Raw genomic sequence first — 18,036 nt, 5'->3', positions numbered from 1 at the left:
ATAATTTGCCTTTCAAAGATGAATAAAGAAAATAAGGTTGTTAGCATTATATTTTATATCCATATATTTATGTGCTTTTGGGACATTGTCTACTACCTAAATTAATTATTTTTTCTAAGAAGGAATCATAATTTTTTAAAAAATTATGATTCAATAACTTATATATATCTTACACTATCAATAATCATACTAAACACTGACTGTATAATTCTGAGTTGCACTACAAATTAAAATGACTAATATTAATACCTCCACAAACTATAACGAGAATAGATCCTAGTGAATCAATAATAGGAAGATTATTATATACCACAGATAACGAAGCTCCACTTGCAAGCTCTACCAGCATACGTTGATCTTTTGCAAAAGCACGACTACCTTGTTCTGCATCCGCATCGTTAACGACAATATTTTGAATCACATGCTCTTTTGTCCATTGCATGAGCTTTGGTGTTACACTTTTTGCTCCTAGACTAGTTGCTTGACTAGTAATTTTCGGTAATGTAATTCGGTGATTGGCCTTTACCGATTGAAAAAAAGCATCAGCGCCCGCTGTTTCAACAGCAATTAATGGTACCTTATTCCAGCCATGTTGGTGCATACCTTCTAAAATACCACAAGCTAGCCCACCTCCCCCTACAGACACAATAACTGCATCGGGAGGTTGAATGATTTGTGAAACAACTTCCTCGATAATAGTTGCATGTCCATCCCATAACGTAGGATGATCAAAAGGAGGAATATAAGCAGCTATATGTTCTTTCGCAAAAGTCTCTGCTGCTTGATGAGCTTCATCCCACACAGAGCCTGCAACAATGACCTCTGCACCATATAATTTAATCGCATCAACATAGATAGGGTGACTGCTACTTGGAATAAAGATTGTTGTGGGCACCCCTAACTTCATTCCACAATAAGCTACGGCTACACCTGCATTTCCTCCTGATGAAGCAACAAAAGATCTAACGCCCCTCTGCCATTCATGTTGACATAATTTGCCAATACCTCGAAGTTTAAATGAGCCAGGCGGTTGCAGTAATTCCAGCTTGAAGAAAATCTTTTTCCCTAATGTCTTTTTAAGATGCTGCGACTGAATTAATGGTGTTTTGATATGAAGTGGTTTCATCAAAGTAAACTCCTCATTTAAATTAGGCTAGTCAATTTATAGAAAAGGTTATACCAAGTTTGTTTTTTAATGCAGTCTGATAGACAACCTCAGCTACACTTAAATCCTGAATTGCAAGACCAACCGATTTAAATACTGTTAAATGCTCTTTATAATTTACAGTTTTATGCAATAGCCATTGGCCAATTTCAATAATACTCTCTTTCTTTAATAAATTTTGCTCAATAACTTTGATTATTTCCCCGGATTCCGATAACGTAGCCTCTAATTGATCGACGAAAATAACTGAATGAACTAACACATCCTGACTGATCTCCTGCATAAATCTAGTATGAGATCCTATTGCGTTAATGTGGGCATGGGGTTGTATATCATTTAAGTGAATTAGGGGTTCAGTACTAGAGGTGGCCGTACAGATAATATCAGCTTCTCTAACAGCCAATGAAACATGTTTATAAACGTTGATGTCATAATTATTCTCTAACTTTCTAGCTAACTTTTCTGCGTTTTTAATATTTCTTGACCATAGAGAAATATGCTTAATAGAACGGACAGCAGTTACTGCTTCAAGTTGGGTCAGAGACTGAGTGCCTGATCCAATGATAGCGACATGATTTGCATCGTCACGTGCAAAATACTTCGTTGCCAATCCAGAAACAGCGCCTGTTCTTAAGGCTGTAAGATAGCCTGCATCCATTAATACCTTGGGCTGTCCTGTGCTAGCATCAAGTAGCATAATAAATCCTGTAATAGATGGTATGTCTTTAGCATAATTATTAGGAAATATAGAAACAACTTTTAAACCTAGAGCCTTATCTTGGGCTAAGTAAGCAGGCATGGCTAGCGTTAGCGCTTTTTCTTCATCCACAGATATTGCAGTTCTTAAGGGTAGCTTAACTTGTTGATTAGCTAATTGTGTAAAAGCACGTTCCATTGCCTCAATTGCTTGACGCATTGTGATACATTGCTGTACATCTGCTAACGACAATAGTAGAAGACTCATTCGTTTTCTCCTTTATAATTATAAGAACAACTATACAGCTCTTGTATAATAAAAATTAAAACTTGGTAATTAAGTTAGTGTAAGTCTTCGAACAAGATCGATCTATAGCTGCTCTCCACTTCAGGCTTCCGAAGTACTTTTACTTAACAGTTTATTTAAAAATTATTTAATAAATAAATTTTAGCAAAGAAGATATTTTTTAGTTTGAGACATGAGGCTTTGGGGACTTTGACTATTAATTAAACCAGTGTCTATGCTAATTGCCATTATTAGAATCATTATGTATTCTGTACACCTTTTTTTATCTAGTAACTTTTTTCCTATGCTGCTATTTAGTTCTGCCCTATCAAAACATAACCTGTCATTTATTAAACTTGCTGATTGTATGGAATTTCTATCCATGTCTGCCAAGTGGGCTGAAGGTGAATGGGGATATATTCGAAATAAAGGCGTAGAATACCGAAAAAGCGTTTTCAATGATCTAAAAGAGAACATCTACATAGGACTTTATGCAAATCAGCCGGTAAGTATGTTTGCTCTCTTCCCTCACGATCACTTAGAAAATACGGAAGAACTAATGTATGTATATGTCGATAAGGAATATCGGGGATTAGGATTTGGACATCAAATTATCGAAAAAGCTAAAGAGATTGCTAAATCTCAAGGGAATGAACTTATTTTATTTGACACTTTAAAACCACAATTAAATCGCTTATATGAGAAGCATGGAGCTAGAGTATTATGCGAAAGCAGACTATTTTCTCATCCTACTGATGTATTAAGCATGTCTATTTAAGTTAGTATAATATTAATACGTCTGGTACCGTCAACTCAAATCATGTTTTTGGGACGCTTTTATATCGTTCATCTTTATACTTATTTCATGCCATAATTAAGTTTAATTTGAAATACATATTAGAACGATAGCTTGAGTCAAACAGAGTGAAACCCGGGTTTCGACCCTGCGGATATGCACTCAAGCTTGTATCTTTAAAAGGTAAGCAGAAAAGCTTAATCTCAGGGGTACTTGGGATGGAAGAAGTGATCTTGTACCCAGGCAAGGCTTAGAGCCTGAAGCGTAGAGTAGGACCTTCTCCCCAATTATCTATCGACCGAACAGTATCTTAGGCCACCCCGTTAAAGTAAGCCTGCATAAACAAGCATGGTCATTGATAAATAATCGCCAAGTACTTAACGCCATAGGAGATTAGCATGGATCAGACGGCATATGTAGGTTTGGATGTAGCGAAAGATAAATTTGATGTTGCTTATTTTAGTAAGAATCATTACCAGCATTCTGTTTACTCTAATGATGCAAAGGGGCATGCTGAATGGCTCAGGGAGAATACTCATTCACCTTGAGTTTGTATGGAGGCCACAGGCCATTACAGTGAAGGTATTGCCGATTTTTTATTAGAAAAAGGCATCAAAGTAAGTGTGATTAATCCTTATCAAATCAAAAACTTCGCTAAAGCTTCATTAGCACGAAATAAAAACGATATTATTGATAGCCGGGTCATACGTGAGTTTTGTAGATGTATGCAACCCCGTATCTATAGAGCACCTCCTGAGGCACAAAAACAGTTAAAAGGATTAATGAAACTATTAGACATGCTTAAAGGTCAATTGGTGCAACTCAATAATCAATTGCATAGTTTACAGGAAGCCATGGCTAGAAAGATGTTAATGCAATGGATTAAAAACCTTGAGAAAAAGATTAGCCAAGTTGAAGTTAAGATGTCTTCATTAATTGATGATGAGCCCACGTTAAAAAAGAAAATGGCATTAATAACCGGTATTAAAAGGATAGGTAAACTCACAGCCTATCGTGTGTTAGCGCTCATGCCCGATGTTCATGCTTTTCAAACAGCCAAACAATTTGCCGCTTATATTGGTGTTACGCCAAGACAGCATCGATCAGGAAAATTGGTGGGAAAAACAACTATCTCAAAACTCGGTGATAATCGTTTAAGAAAAGCGCTTTATATGGCAGCATTAGTCGATAAAAACTATAATCAATCCCTGTCTTCTTTCGTTGCCAAGCTTGAGAAAAATGGAAAAAGCCTAAGACTATTGTTTGTGCTGTCATGCGTAAATTAGCTCATATCATCTTTGGCATCTTAAAAAGCGGGCTGCCCTTTAATGAAAATCATGCTTGCATTTAAAGACAGTATCTACGCTCTCTTAATAGAAGCTGCAAAAAAATCGTAAATACCTTTTATCGCTTATCTACTATTACGCTTGTAATTATAGGATAAATTTTCTTCTAATTGCTCCAAATTATTAGAAATAAGGCAACTACGAGGGAATAGCTCTTCCCTATTAGCAGTAGAAATTAAAGAAGTAGATATGATAACAAATTCGTTTGCTAAGGGCAGACATGCTAAAATGTCCGGTAGCGCGCGAAACCGGTCATAGTCGCCCATATTGGTAATATTAATAAAAGAAATTGTTGCTTCTTGCTCTTTTAACAATTCAGCTAATTTTTTAACGGCTTTATAATCTAAAATATTTAACTTAATGGGTAACAAATCTTTTTCTTGTAGTGTTTTTTTACACTGATTAAAGCGATCTTCACTAGCTAGAAAATGTTTGTCGCCTAATGCCTTTATTTCTGATGCTAGCGTATCTTCTTCAGATAGCAACTTAAATGATTTTATTTTTTCACAATAGTGATTTATTTTTGTTACTATTTCAGCACGCTTTTGTGAAAAATCTTTAGCTTCAGTGTTTAAAATTAAATCTTTTACAAATAAGATAAAATGATGAACGGCAGGTTCAATATCAATTAAAATAATATCGTCTACGGCCAAATCAGGCAGTAGAGACAATATATAACCATTGCCTACTATTAATCCTATAGCTTTATTTAAGGTGTCAGGTCGAGAAAAAAATCTTTGTTTAACAAGTGTATTAAATTTAGAGATATAACCATCAAAATAAAGCTTTTGAATATCATTAGCATAAGGATAAAACGAAAAATTCGCTAAAGGTTTTGCTTCAAGATTAGGTATAGAAAAATTTTGTTCTATTTTTGCCAAATATTGTTTACGTGCGTACCTTTGTTCCGGTTTTACAATACTTTGATCAGATTCCTCGACATTTTTTCTTTTCAAAATCACTCTCAAGTTTTTATAATTTCATCAATTATATCCAAATTTAATCATTTGGATCAAATTATAACAATTTATAGCTCTATTGTAACGAATCCTCCGCCATTGAGTTGGCAAATTATTGTTATCAGCCTATTACCCTAGGTTCAAAAAATTGGTCACAATTATCACGACATTAACCATCCTGTTAAGAGCAATTTACGATTTATTACGGCAGTTTTCACTCGCCCTTTTAGGAAGAAAAATCCTGTTCCAGCGTTACTTGGCTTTGCTATAAATTAAAGTTAAAATTAAACATGTGCAGCTCCCTTGCTTTTTACTAGCTTTAGCACTCTAAAATCAGTAATAATTTATTCTTTAATTATTTATGCTCAAATTCAGATAATATTCAAAAAATATGTGGTTTTGCGATAAAATCAAATACACTGAGGTTGATTCATTCTTATTATTTCTTAAATCCAAATGATTTAATAATTATCCAATTGGGTCATAAGATGCATCAATACGTAGAACTACATTAATTGATTTGGAAAAGTTTATTAGAGTTTTCAAAGAAATATCTAAGCAAGATTTAAGAGCTATATCAGAGACTACGTGTATGTATGAATTTTAAATAACAATTTAAAGTTGCTAATCTAGCTAATTTTCAGCTTTTTATCCTTCTGATCTCTAATATTACTAACCTTTCTTAAATTATCAGAGAAAAACATATTATCTGAGTGCACTCGTTTCTTGGAGGGGAGCTCTTTATGAGCTTTAAAATCATTTATAGCTGATTGATTATTTTGATTGCTAATATATACCTTTATTAAATTACCAATTTCTTGATGTCCCATAATTAGAGCAATATCATAAGGCCTAATTTCAACTTTTTCTTCGGAAAAAGTAGCTAAAAAATCAGCCATTCGTCTCTCTATCTCTACTCCTTTTTCCTTAGCAAATTGTAATAATTCTGTTTTAGTTTCTAGTAGTGGTTCATCAAAATTAACCTCACAAGCTATTAATTCCTTAACTACATTAATATGACCTTCTTGTGTGGCAATATAAGCAGGTGTTGTTCCAAATTCATCTGCTTTATTTAAATCGGCTCTCCAGAACCATAATTGAGCAATAATATTACTATGGCCTTCTTGAGCTGCAATATAAGCTGGAGTCGTACCGTTCTTATCTGCTTGATTTAGATCCGCTCCCCCAAATGCTAATTGGTCAATAAACGCTTCATCTCCAAATTGAGCAGCTATAATAGCTGGCGTTATGCCATCTTTATCAGTTTTGTTAAAATCTACTTCGAAAATTTTTAATGGGATAAGCAGCGAACTACAACTATGTTGCGCAGCAATATAAGTTAAATTTATACCCTCCGCCTCACGATGAGCTATCTCTTTTGTGAGAGAATATTGCTGCTTCAACGAAGCTAACTTTTGTTGCAAACTATCTCGGCGCTCATCAGTTGCAGTTAAAATTATCTTTGTATTAAAGGCACTATAAGGGCCGCTATTTCTAAAGCCTTTTCTTATAGCATTAACAATAACAGTGTTATCGCTCGTAGTAGATATCTGTTTTTCTTGGTTAATATCTCGATAAGTAAACCCCTGACCAGGAGTATAAATGAGAGCTACAGTATGAGCATAATTACTTAATAGGAAACCTATTGGCTCTTGAGAAGCGCTAGCTTTGGCTTGCTCCTCAAATAAAACAGATAAACTATCTAAGTAATTTTTTAATTCCTCTGCATTAAAAATGGAGGGTTCTGAATAAATTTCTGTTAAACCGCCTCTTTCTTCGATGGCTTTTGATGAAGCCAGCTTTGACGTTACTTCAGTCTCTCTAGCATTTACACAAGAGCTCCTATCAAATAAAGGTGAATATTCTTCTGGAGAATGAAAAATTTCTAAACTGTCAAAAAAAGCTAAGATATCCAGTAAAGTGTAGTCTTTTATCGTGACGTTTTGTCCCCTTTTAGCTTGTGCCGTTTTGATAAATTCTATTATTTCTTCGGTTGGAACCGACTTAATATATTTAATACGCGTATTAAAATGGTTAAGTTCTTTATCGCCTAAAAAGGCGGCCCCTAACCAACACAATGAAAATCCATGACATAATCCTTTTTTATTTTCTTTATATTTCAATGCATTACGTAAATTAATTAGCGACTTATGAGTAGAAGGCATGGCTGCATTAAATAAGTTTAATTTGCTTGATTTTAAACCAATTAAATTAAGAAATTATTAAATCACATTTGATTTTTTAGTTCACGTAATTCCAGCTCAATTTCAGGAAGAGTTCCTTGAAATCTTCTCTCTTTATGAGGCGATTGCTCTAAAGTATTTAACGCTTTAAGCAAAGAATTCACATTTGTAAATTCTTTCAATCGTTTGGTCAAAGGTTTTGTTAAGAGATATCTAAGTTTGGGATTTTTAATGGTTTCTTTTAGTTTCGAATCCACTTATTTTTCCTTGGTTTTTACTGATTAATATATTTATAAAATGTAGTCTTTCCTACACCAACCATCTTGCAAATAGATTGAATTGAATGTTTTCTATTAGCATATAGAATTAGCTAGTTCTTTCTGTTCATCATTAAGTCCCCTTGACGACCTCTCGCTTTTGCAGCGTCAAGTCCCGCTCGAATTCAGAAAGCGCGCCAAAAACATGAAACATAAACTTACCAGAAGAGGTTTCTGTATTGATAGCCTCAGTGACACTATGAAAACCTATTCCTTTTTCTTCCAGCTTATTTACATAAGAAATAAGATGTTTAAGGGATCTGCCTAATCTATTCAATCGCCAAACAACTAATACATCCCCAGCTCTGAGATAGTTTTCAACCCGCTCTAATCCTGGCCTTTCTGAAACGACCCACTAATTTTATCAGTAAAAATTTCTTCACAACTTGCTTTCTTAAGCCCATCAAGTTGTAAGTCTAAATTTTGTTCATGTGTTGATACTCTGGCATATCCTACTCGCATTGATAATCCTTTTGTTCGGTAAGTCTAAAATAGTGATTTAAAATGAACTTTGATTAATATACAGAGTTTACAAACTAAATTTGAAGATAAATTGATGGGTTTTGATTGACCACGTGATGCGTTCAAAAACCCATCCTTTTCCGTTATCTCAAGGAAATTAAGATTATCTTTCTCTTGGATAAGTGATTTGTATGGGTCTTTTTGATCCATCTACTTTCGCGAAGGAAGTTAGGATATGGGCACGAGCAGATGTACGACTTAGAATGTCAAAGACGGCGATACCACGAACTATTTCTGCATCAGCAATAAGTGAGCGATGACACCGCCAAGGTAGAGCTTCAGCACACATAATAGCAACTTGCCTCTTACCTCTTAATAACTGATTTAACTGTTTAAGTCCTGCATAGAACTCAGGTGTTTGCATGTAATCTGCATATCCACGAAAGCTTGTATTGCGCCATCCTAGATTAACAGAATCTTTATTAGTTCGACGCCTGCCGCCTAGTGCTGGCATATGAATATAGGTAATCTTCACATCACGTAAAGCGGCCTCAAGTTCTTTTTCATTAAACCAAGGTACATGGCGCGATTTAGGAAAAGCGCGCGCATCAACCAAATGGGTGATCGCATATGCTTTTAAGAGAGCATAAAATTCTTCGAAAGAATGCGAAGAATGGCCGATAGTATATAGCTTTGGCATAATGATGACCCTAGGTAGATTTATCAGAAAAACTACTACGTTTAACCCTTAATTAAAGTATTACTCCAAATAAATACATTTTTATTTAATAGAAAATAATTAACGAATATCCTTATTGCTTACCAACTGTTTAGACGTATGTTGACTCACGGCCGGGATCCTGGTAAAAAATGGTCATGTTCAATTTTTAATCTCTGTAAATGCTAAACTTCAATGGCATTGTTTGTCGTGACCCCGATAACTCAAAAACACCATAGCGGTTAATATTCTCCCTGAAATACGCCGATAAAATCGATAAATCATCTTTACTATACTTAACTTCTTGAGCAGAAAGCTCATTCAGTACATTAGTTGTGTTGGCAACAGTGTAGAACATCACAGCATTAGCAACCATCCTGCCAAATGCAATTATTTTTTGCTGAATTACACTATTGTTTTCATGAATAACACCGTCCTTGCCAAAGGTGATCCGGTCAATAAAATCATTAAACTCTTCACTTTTACATGTAGCTGCTTGAATCTTTTTACGAAGGTCAACATCAGCAATATAATTTAAAAGAAGAAGGGTTCGTACCACTCGTCCCAATTCACGGAATGCTTGATGCATCTTATTCTTCTTACTATTGGAGCGCAGCTTTTTCAATATGGTTGACGCGTTGATTTTGCCACTTTGGATTGACATAACAACGCGCAACATATCATAGTACATTGACTCTATGAGTTGCCAGTTGGGATCTTTTGATGTAAAAATATCACTGATATGTTGGTATGATTTTTCATTCATTCCAGCTGGTCGATAAAAATTGAGATGCTTGAAACTACGTATTCTGGGCATAAGTGTTATTGCTAACAAATAGGAAAACCCAAATACTACTTCGTTTTGCGCATGTATCCCCATGGATTGTATCTGGACGTAAGGTTTCATCACTTTCATAAATTCCATCGAAAATGTAAATGGCCTCATAAACGCCGCATGGGATAAAGTTTCCAAACAAAGCAACATACTGATCAGAAACGTGATAATAGCTAATCCCACCATATTTTCCATAGCAAATATGATGCTCTGCCAGTAGATTATTGGTATACATATCCCAATAAGTCCCATCAACAGAAGCACTTTCACCATTGCCCCAAATATAAGGCAGCTCAAACTGTTTGTATGCTTTGATAATGGCTTCACTAATTTTATTAAGACGGAGCTCAGTAATGTGGTGATTGAATAGCCAGGCTATTTGTTTACGTGAATATTTTTTCAAGCATCGTTCAGCTTGAACTGGGCCAACATTACAACCATATGCGAAACTGGTAGCAATGAAACGCAAATCATAGTCCTCTATTTTGGGTTCGTACCCTGATAAGGGCTTTAAATGGCGACTGGTACCAAGCCAATTTTCCACGTCAGTAAGTACAGAGACGATATCCGTCAACGGCATTTTGGATGCTACCAAACTTGAAAATTTTTCTTGTTGCTGACTCACTTTCTTACTGATAGCTCGCTTTAATACGGGCTCACCGTTGATAATGTTCAAATATTCATTATCGACAAAATGTTGATTCACCTTTTCGGCCGCCTGCTGATGCTCTACAATTAGTTCTTTTACAAATAGCCTAGGGTCGTCAGACTTACCTATCAACTCAGTATAAGGCTTTAGGTTTTGATAAAATTCATCCCATGGAATAAATTGTTTATTGGAATCATCGTTCTCATAGCTGTTAAGAGCAAAAGCATCGGCACAGTTAATTTCATCCCTGGCAAGTCTAAAAACAGCCAGCTCTAACTTCTGTTTATTAACTGTTCGAATTTGATTAGTGTAACGCTTGGTCTTGCCCTCGGTAATGAACTGAAACCACTGGTCATCAAGCCATTCCAAATTACTGAACTCTTCTGGATTGATTTCAACATATTCTCCATGGCTTCGTTGGTGTGCCAATATAAATTCGACTAACTTTTCTACTAACACATCTTTAGAAGATGACTTGAGCTCAGTCTGCTTGAGTAAGCGAAACATAGTATGTCTTTTTACTTGATAATATTTTAGTATTAAAGGTAAATTGTTATCGTCAGCATAAGCCAGATATTGTTCGCAGGCTTCAATTGAAGCATCGATATCACTTGGCAAGTTTTGCTCAATTAGCACTAATTTTTCTTCGGGTGTTTGGGCAGTTTGTTTGCTTGCAACGAGGACTTGTTTAAGGTTGCCAATAAGTTAATCTGTTATTTTTTGGTTGGAATTTCTGATTTCCTGTAGCGCTTCCGCTGCATCAGTTTTTATTTTACGCAGCCAGCGAGTTAGCACAGTGACAATGCCATCAAGTGATTTTGCGTACTGATGATATAACAACATGGCTGATAAAGCATGTCTTTTGGCTTCTTTAATACGGCGCATATCGGCAATATCTAAGGCCATTGCTTCAGCAACATATTGTTCTAAACGGTGTTCAGGAATATCAGAAAGAGCAATTGGGCTTTCATCTCGCCACTTACGTAACTGATCCAGGTAATCGGTAAATTCTCGAATGCTTGTAACCGATGGTTTTTTCATTTCCTGTTTAAGATATTCCCAGCCACTGCTGTACTCATGTAAAGGAGAAGTGGATAGCAATAACTGATCAAAAAATTGCTTAGCCGCATCGGTAAGTTGGTCGCTGACTTTTTGATAAAGTACGGAGCTAACTATTGTTCGCGCAGCTCGTGCAAGTCTTAACAATGTTGAAAATGCTGGAATTTCGAAATTGTTTTTGATGAGTTCTTCGAGCATATCATTGATAATGTCAGCTAAGTTTTCTTTAATAGCCGCAGATTTTAATCCAGCAGACTTCATGATTAACTTGTGTTGCTGCTTGCAATCATTAATGGCCAGAAATTTGCGGATAACTGTTTTGTGACGCTTGCGTTGTTTGAGCTGCATGTAATTTTGTAGCTTTACTTTATCTACTTTGATCTCAATGCAGTTGGCAATATATTCGATAATGAGTTTAGGTATTGTGTTGATTGGAACGTGATACCCTAAGCACTGATAACATTTTAGCGAAAGCACAAAACCAAGCCGGCTATGAGGTGATTCTCACTGGTACTTTTATTAAGTAGTTCTAGCTCAGCTTTTGATGGCAAAAAATTTTGTTTGAGCTCTTGGTCGTTAGGATTTGGTTTCAATCGTGGATAAGCGGTCTCATGAATTGCAGTCATTGTAAATTTAAGGTATCTTTTGTGGCCGAAAGCAGTAGTTTATGGCTATGTAAAAATCAAGACTTTGGATCCTTATATTTAAAGGGTTTTAGACGGACGAATTTCAAGGGGTTTTTGGCCAGGTATGAAAGCAGGAATTTATGCCAGAGTGTCAACGCATGACCAGCATACGTTAGACATGCAAATCGATGCCATGAAAAAATATGCTAAAGCACGAGATTGGCAAATTGAAACTGAAATTGCAGAAATTGGATCCGGTGCGAAAGATAGTAGACCTCAACGTGAAGAACTTATTAATCAAGCGAAACGACGACAGATTGATATTATTATTGTTTGGAAATTAGATCGGTGGGGTCGTTCCGTTAATGATCTATTTCATACTCTTAATGAACTAAATGGATTGGGTGTTGGGTTTATATCTTTGACTGAAGCGCTAGATTTAACGACAGCAACAGGTAGGGCTATGGCAGGATTGTTAGCAATATTCGCTGAATTTGAGCGAGAAATATTACGAGAAAGAGTCAAAGCAGGTATTGCACATGCTCGAAATAAAGGTAAAGCACACGGACGACCCGCAACCACAAAAAAATATGAACAAGAAGTAATTAGTTTATTTGAACAGGGTCAAAGTCAATCTAAAATTGCGAAAAAAATTGGTATTGGTCGCACCTCTGTTAGAAGAATATTAAATAATAGAGAGTTAAGATAAAGAAAACAACTTACACATTTAACATTAATATAGAGTGAATATGCTTACACAGAAAATTCCTCAAGAATATCAGCATACATCACCAGCTGGAGCTGAAGTGAGGTTACTTATGAATAACTCTCTGGGTGGTATGGCTCATTGCACCTTAAAAAAAGGCACAATTTCCAAAATTGTTCGCCACAAAACAGTTAGCGAATTCTGGTATGTTATATCGGGGAAAGGTGCTATTTGGCGCAAGTCTGGAAAACAAGAAGCAATCACGGTTCTTGAAGAAGGTACTAGCATTGATATCCCATTAGGTACCGATTTTCAATATCGAAGTAATGAAAGTGATTTGGTTTTTATTTGCGTGACTATGCCACCATGGCCGGGCCATGATGAAGTATCATATGTTGAAAAAGGTGCGTGGATACCATCTTCTTAACAGTTAAGAATCAAATTAATATTTTTCACTTATAAAAGACTTATGTTTTTTTTGGAAATTTAAAGAGCGTTGTTATTATGAAAATATCTTATAAAAATCAAACGATAGAACGAAAAAATAGTGATGTATGTGTTGTTTTAGAATATCCAATGATGGACAAAGATCTTGATTTTGCAGTAGTGAATGTTTCAGGTCGATACCCTAATCGCAAATATGCAATGAATACAAAATGCAAAGAAATTGTTTATGTCCAAAATGGAACAGGAAAAGTGGTCGTTAATGATACTGAATATTTATTAAATGTCGGCGACGTAGTTTTAATTGAGGCTGGTGAAAAATTTTACTGGGAAGGTAACTTGGCACTTTGTATTTCGTGTAATCCGGCTTTTAATATAGAGCAACATCAGGTTGTTGATTAATTTATCAATAGTAATCAATTCAAGATCGAATTCATATTGGATTAAAAATGGTCAGCAAACGCTCCTTTTCGTTAGAAACCGGCCGAACTTTTATATTGTAGAAAGCAAAAAATTGAAAGTAAATTTGAATTAAAAATGAACATGACCCTTTTTTACTAGGATCCCGGCCAGGGGTCGCTTAAGCCCTTCTCCAAATAAATCAGCTTTCGATTAGTAAATCCAAGCGACGATATAAGACAATTAACAGCATTCGCCAAACAAGCGTTAAAGCGCCTTTATAAAGAAGGTATTCCCTATAAGAAAAATGGCATCATGCTGGCAGAACTCACGCCTAAATCACATATTTCACCAACCAACGGACACCATGATTGCTAAATCTGAAAAAGTCATGTTGCTCATGGAATCTATTAATAAACGATATGGTACACGTACCATTCGTCTTGCAGCTGAAGGCTTTCAAAAGAAGTGGACGATGAAGCGAGAAATGAAAAGTCCTTGTTATACAACTTGTTGGTCAGAATTGCCCTATGCAAAAACAAAATAAAAAATGAAGTCAAAATTTTTAAATAAATTTAGCACATTAACTTTAAAGTCTATTTGTAATAGGCAACCTTTTAACCATTTTTAATCTTATTGGTTATAGTCAGATACTTTTATTTAAGATAAATGAAATCATAGCTAGGTGAGCTCCATAGTCTTTAAGAGTTAAAATATTAGTTAACCTCTTTGAATTCATCCTTATTGCGGAAAATTCTACGATTATAACTTTTTACGATAACGCCTAACTTAAATTAGTAGCCATTTCGAATAGCTTTAACCTGCATAACATCAATTATAAATTCTTGAAGAGGAGAAAGTTCACCATCCATAATCTCATTCATTTGTTTTTGGGATTTTAATAAAAGATGCCTTTCTTTTGATAGACCTCATTAAACTATATCTGAGATACTACACCCATTTTTTTAAACAACTAGAACAATTAATAAAAAAAGTGTTTTCTAACAGTTCATCTTATGTAAGTATTGCACCGCTATGAGTAAGAAATTAATTTACACAATAAGCGGCATTACTTGCCTTATCTTTCTTCTTGTTGGGTTTTACAGTAAGGTAAAAGCCCAAACGAAACTGCTAAATTATAAAAATGAAGTGTTTAAAACCCAAGTGATAAAGAATGCTACAACGATAATTGCAATCAAAGTTTTGGCAAAAAAGGATACAGATTCCGAGAGAACCCCAGAAACAGTAGTTGCAAAAAAAAGCGTCTTACACAAACAATCGCCTAAAAAAGTTAGTGTAGAAAATAAAAATCTTTTTTTAACTTATGTGTCTTTTAAAGAATTGCCAGGCTGGGATAAAGCTAATGTTCAAAAATCCTTATTAGCATTCCAGACATCATGCGAGATGTTCCTAAAAAAATCGCCATTAGCTTCAATTGGAACTCAAGACATTAAATTAAAAGCTCGTGACTGGTATCCTGTCTGTAAGGCTGCCTTGGAACTTAATTCTGTTTCAAAAAATTCTGCAAAAAAATTTTTTGAAGTATGGTTTCATCCCGTTGAATTTGAGCAAAAAAAAATTGGCCCTGTTTCTAGCGTATTTACAGGTTATTACATGCCAAAAATACAAGGTAGTTTAAAGAAGAATGGTAAATACAAAACTCCAATTTATGGTTTACCAAGCAGGAAGTATTTAACCTTATATACTCGAGAGCAAATTGATAAAGGAGCACTTAAGAAAAAAGCATCGGTGATTGCCTGGGTCCAAAGCCCAGCAGAGCGGCTTTTTCTAGAAATAGAAGGTTCTGGTGTCATTCAATTGCCTGACGGTAAAGACCTCTATCTAAGTTATGCTGGTGAGAATGGTGCCCCTTATACCTCCATTGCCGAAGTGCTAGTTAATAAAGGGATCCTGACACGACATAAAGCTTCTAAAAAAGCTATCTTGCACTATTTAGAAAATCACCCTGAAAAGGCGAAAAAAATTATTCATACAAATAAATCTTTTGTTTTTTTCGAAAACATCAATAGACCTGTTGCGCTCGGCGTAAAAAATATGACTCTTACACCAGGTTATTCTTTAGCTGTGGATAAAAAATGGATTCCGGTTGGTGCTCCTCTTTGGTTAGATACAACACGACCTAATATAAAACAACCTAATGAAACAAAACTACAACGCTTGATGATTGCCCAAGATATTGGTGGCGCCATTCGTGGCTTCATGCGTGGCGATATTTTTTGGGGGTCTGGAAAACTTGCAACATTTTTAGGTGAGCATATGAAAAGTGAGGGCCATTACTGGCTTTTGCTGCCAAAGCATATTATATAGCGGATGTAACCATTTATACACCGGGGGCAAGATTCTGAACCAGCAAAAGCCGCCCATGTATTTACACCCATGGTATTTCCATGGTGTATCCATCCATTTCGGCTTCTCTACCTATTGTTACTTTATAGACCCCATCTTTTAATTGACCTTTAACACCTAAAATAGTATCTATTTTTTTGGTATTAAGAGTTGAATAGGATTAATATCCGCTATTGGTATAAGGTTTTTATCATTTGGGGCTTTTATTCCTGAGAATACCTCTCCCACTGATTTGGCAAGGCTTGCCTTCTCTCCTATACCTTCAATATGCATGAACATCACTTTAGGGGTATCCCAGAAAAAATGATTATGCAAGGCCGTAATATGCAACCCCCTACTAAGCGCAATACTATAAAAGTAAATAGGATTAACATTTTCTTGTCTATATTTAAAAAAGTAGCCTAGTGATAAAAAAATACCAATTTGTCTTTTAACAATTAACTTTATCCTTAGGACTATAATATGTCGTTTTTCAATTTTATTATGGGATGCAAAGAAAGATGATGGTGGTGACGAGGCATTTGAATGATTGCTGTCTTTGGTCACCTGATTTTTTTGCTTATCATTACTCTACTAAAGACTGCTTACCACCTCCTCTAGTGAATCTTGTAGCTCTGTGTTTGTGTTCACAGTGCTATCTTGCTGATTTAGTCTAGGCGGCGATTGGGCAAAAAAACCATATGGGCTGTAGGCCACATAACCGTTTAACTCATTTAAAGTATTAGAACCATTAAAGCCTTGCTGGCTATAGGCCTGCTCATCTGACAATCCTTGCTCATATTCTCCTATCTCAACATCACCATCTCTATTATCTGAACAATTATCATCAATAGGTAACGTTTCTGCATTATTTTCTTTGTTTCTCTTTCTTTTTTTAGGTTGTGGCTGCTGTTTTAGTTCTCTTTGCAGCCGTAATGTCTGCGCAGCCTTAGTAATGTATTCTACGCTAAAGGTCTGACCATCAACCTCTACCTGGCCTTTCTGCACCTCGCCGCCCCTGCGGTTCTTAGTTGATGTGACAGTGCTTGGGAGAAGGCCTGTATAAATGTCGCCTGTTCCTTCATAAACCCAAACCATGTCAGGCTCTTTCTGCCGCTTTTTCTGTGCATGTTTAGTAATGTATTCTACGAAAATGATCTGACCCTGAATCTCTACCAGGCCTTTCTGCACCTCGCCGCCCCTGCAGTTCTTAGTTGATGTGACAGCGCTTGGAGGAAGGCCTGTATAAATGTCGCCTGTTCCTTCATAAACCCAAACCATGTCAGGCTCTTTCTGCCGCTTTTTCTGTGCATGTTTAGTAATGTATTCTACGCTAAAGGTCTGACCATCAACCTCCACCTGGCCTTTTAGCACCTCGCCGCCCATATGGTTCTTAGTTGATGTGGCACTGCTCGGAGGAAGGCCTGCATGAATATTGCCTGTTCCTTCATAAACCCAAACCATGTCAGGCTCTTTCTGTCGCCATGTCTGTGCTTTTTTAGTAATGTATTCTACGGTAATGGCCTGACCCTGAACCTCCACCTGGCCTTTCATCACCTCGCTGCGCTTATGGTTCCTAGTTGATGTTACATTGCTTGGAGGAAGGCCCGTATAAATGTTGCCTGTTCCTTCATAAACCCAAACCATGTCAGGCTCTTTCTGCCGCTTTTTCTGTGCAACTTTAGTAATGTATTCTACGAAAATGATCTGACCCTCGACCTCCACCTGGCCTTTCAGCACCTCACCACCCCTGCAGTTCTTAGTTGATGTGACAGTGCTTGGAGGAAGGCCTGTATAAATGTCGCCTGTTCCTTCATAAACCCAAACCATGTTAGGCTCTTTCTGTCGCCATGCCTGTGCTTTTTTAGTAATGTATTCTACGGAAATGATCTGACCCTCGACCTCCACCTGGCCTTTCAGCACCTCGCCGCCCCTGCGGTTCTTAGTTGATGTGACAGTGCTTGGAGGAAGGCCTGTATAAATGTCGCCTGTTCCTTCATAAACCCAAACTTTATTAGGCGCCTTTGAGGTGGGAGTTTTTCGC

General features: G+C 36.2%; 18 protein-coding genes and 3 pseudogenes. 9 read left to right on the top strand and 12 right to left on the bottom strand.

Annotation, left to right across the window (positions count from 1 at the left end; all coding sequences use genetic code 11):
• Positions 1 to 220: 220 nt before the first annotated feature.
• Positions 221 to 1,126: a pyridoxal-phosphate dependent enzyme gene (locus ACQUW5_RS14465; RefSeq protein WP_444991977.1), complete on the bottom strand. Its 906-nt coding sequence runs from the start codon at positions 1,124 to 1,126 to the stop codon at positions 221 to 223.
• 31 nt (positions 1,127 to 1,157) lie between these two features.
• Positions 1,158 to 2,129, bottom strand: a complete 972-nt coding sequence (locus ACQUW5_RS14460) for an ornithine cyclodeaminase family protein (RefSeq protein WP_444991976.1) — start codon at positions 2,127 to 2,129, stop codon at positions 1,158 to 1,160.
• 322 nt (positions 2,130 to 2,451) lie between these two features.
• Here ACQUW5_RS14460 and ACQUW5_RS14455 point away from each other — a divergent pair, with 322 nt between their 5' ends.
• From ACQUW5_RS14455 to ACQUW5_RS14445, 3 genes are all read left to right on the top strand, one after another.
• A complete protein-coding gene (locus tag ACQUW5_RS14455) occupies positions 2,452 to 2,925 on the top strand; it encodes a GNAT family N-acetyltransferase (RefSeq protein ID WP_444992002.1) in 474 nt (157 codons plus the stop codon).
• 416 nt (positions 2,926 to 3,341) lie between these two features.
• Positions 3,342 to 3,491 (top strand): hypothetical protein, encoded by a 150-nt coding sequence (locus ACQUW5_RS14450; RefSeq protein WP_444991975.1) that lies wholly within the window; start codon positions 3,342 to 3,344, stop codon positions 3,489 to 3,491.
• 6 nt (positions 3,492 to 3,497) lie between these two features.
• On the top strand, positions 3,498 to 4,229 hold the full coding sequence (locus ACQUW5_RS14445) for an IS110 family RNA-guided transposase (protein ID WP_444991974.1): 732 nt from the start codon (positions 3,498 to 3,500) through the stop codon (positions 4,227 to 4,229).
• 125 nt (positions 4,230 to 4,354) lie between these two features.
• Here ACQUW5_RS14445 and ACQUW5_RS14440 read toward each other — a convergent pair whose 3' ends face one another.
• The 8 genes and pseudogenes from ACQUW5_RS14440 to ACQUW5_RS14405 all read right to left on the bottom strand — a co-directional run.
• A complete protein-coding gene (locus tag ACQUW5_RS14440) occupies positions 4,355 to 5,245 on the bottom strand; it encodes a hypothetical protein (protein WP_444991973.1) in 891 nt (296 codons plus the stop codon).
• Between the two features lie 632 nt (positions 5,246 to 5,877).
• Positions 5,878 to 7,413: an ankyrin repeat domain-containing protein gene (locus ACQUW5_RS14435; RefSeq protein ID WP_444991972.1), complete on the bottom strand. Its 1,536-nt coding sequence runs from the start codon at positions 7,411 to 7,413 to the stop codon at positions 5,878 to 5,880.
• Between the two features lie 62 nt (positions 7,414 to 7,475).
• Positions 7,476 to 7,688, bottom strand: a complete 213-nt coding sequence (locus ACQUW5_RS14430) for a hypothetical protein (RefSeq protein WP_444991971.1) — start codon at positions 7,686 to 7,688, stop codon at positions 7,476 to 7,478.
• A gap of 17 nt (positions 7,689 to 7,705) precedes the next feature.
• On the bottom strand, positions 7,706 to 7,762 hold the full coding sequence (locus ACQUW5_RS14425) for a hypothetical protein (RefSeq protein ID WP_444992001.1): 57 nt from the start codon (positions 7,760 to 7,762) through the stop codon (positions 7,706 to 7,708).
• 59 nt (positions 7,763 to 7,821) lie between these two features.
• A pseudogene (locus tag ACQUW5_RS14420) lies at positions 7,822 to 8,210 on the bottom strand (recombinase family protein).
• Positions 8,211 to 8,373: 163 nt separating this feature from the next.
• Positions 8,374 to 8,910, bottom strand: a complete 537-nt coding sequence (locus tag ACQUW5_RS14415) for a DUF488 domain-containing protein (protein ID WP_444991970.1) — start codon at positions 8,908 to 8,910, stop codon at positions 8,374 to 8,376.
• Between the two features lie 187 nt (positions 8,911 to 9,097).
• A pseudogene (locus ACQUW5_RS14410) lies at positions 9,098 to 10,343 on the bottom strand (Tn3 family transposase).
• 774 nt (positions 10,344 to 11,117) lie between these two features.
• A pseudogene (locus ACQUW5_RS14405) lies at positions 11,118 to 11,960 on the bottom strand (DUF4158 domain-containing protein); the annotation flags it as partial.
• 261 nt (positions 11,961 to 12,221) lie between these two features.
• Here ACQUW5_RS14405 and ACQUW5_RS14400 point away from each other — a divergent pair.
• The 6 genes from ACQUW5_RS14400 to mltA all read left to right on the top strand — a co-directional run bounded on the left by ACQUW5_RS14400 (position 12,222) and on the right by mltA (position 15,974).
• Positions 12,222 to 12,806: a recombinase family protein gene (locus tag ACQUW5_RS14400; RefSeq protein WP_444991969.1), complete on the top strand. Its 585-nt coding sequence runs from the start codon at positions 12,222 to 12,224 to the stop codon at positions 12,804 to 12,806.
• Positions 12,807 to 12,846: 40 nt separating this feature from the next.
• Positions 12,847 to 13,230, top strand: a complete 384-nt coding sequence (locus ACQUW5_RS14395) for a cupin domain-containing protein (protein WP_444991968.1) — start codon at positions 12,847 to 12,849, stop codon at positions 13,228 to 13,230.
• Between the two features lie 149 nt (positions 13,231 to 13,379).
• Positions 13,380 to 13,649 carry a cupin domain-containing protein gene (locus ACQUW5_RS14390; RefSeq protein ID WP_444991967.1) on the top strand — a complete coding sequence of 90 codons (270 nt, stop codon included), beginning with the start codon at positions 13,380 to 13,382 and terminating at the stop codon, positions 13,647 to 13,649.
• Positions 13,650 to 13,847: 198 nt separating this feature from the next.
• Positions 13,848 to 14,024, top strand: coding sequence for a DinB/UmuC family translesion DNA polymerase (locus ACQUW5_RS14385; protein WP_444992000.1), 177 nt, complete (start codon positions 13,848 to 13,850; stop codon positions 14,022 to 14,024).
• On the top strand, positions 14,014 to 14,193 hold the full coding sequence (locus ACQUW5_RS14380) for a DUF4113 domain-containing protein (RefSeq protein WP_444991966.1): 180 nt from the start codon (positions 14,014 to 14,016) through the stop codon (positions 14,191 to 14,193). The genes ACQUW5_RS14385 and ACQUW5_RS14380 overlap by 11 nt, the downstream gene beginning before the upstream one ends.
• Positions 14,194 to 14,681: 488 nt before the next feature.
• Positions 14,682 to 15,974 (top strand): murein transglycosylase A, encoded by a 1,293-nt coding sequence (gene mltA / locus ACQUW5_RS14375; RefSeq protein WP_444991965.1) that lies wholly within the window; start codon positions 14,682 to 14,684, stop codon positions 15,972 to 15,974.
• 168 nt (positions 15,975 to 16,142) lie between these two features.
• On the opposite strand, the gene ACQUW5_RS14370 is transcribed toward mltA, so the two are convergent.
• Together ACQUW5_RS14370 and ACQUW5_RS14365 are read right to left on the bottom strand one after the other, a co-directional pair.
• A complete protein-coding gene (locus ACQUW5_RS14370; RefSeq protein ID WP_444991964.1) occupies positions 16,143 to 16,559 on the bottom strand; it encodes a DUF1259 domain-containing protein in 417 nt (138 codons plus the stop codon).
• Positions 16,560 to 16,586: 27 nt separating this feature from the next.
• Positions 16,587 to 18,036 (bottom strand): hypothetical protein (locus ACQUW5_RS14365; protein ID WP_444991963.1); only part of this gene is annotated, 1,450 nt, incomplete at its 5' end.

The sequence above is a fragment of the Legionella pelazae genome (assembly GCF_052527395.1).
This window is presented reverse-complemented; position numbering and strand designations above follow the sequence as displayed.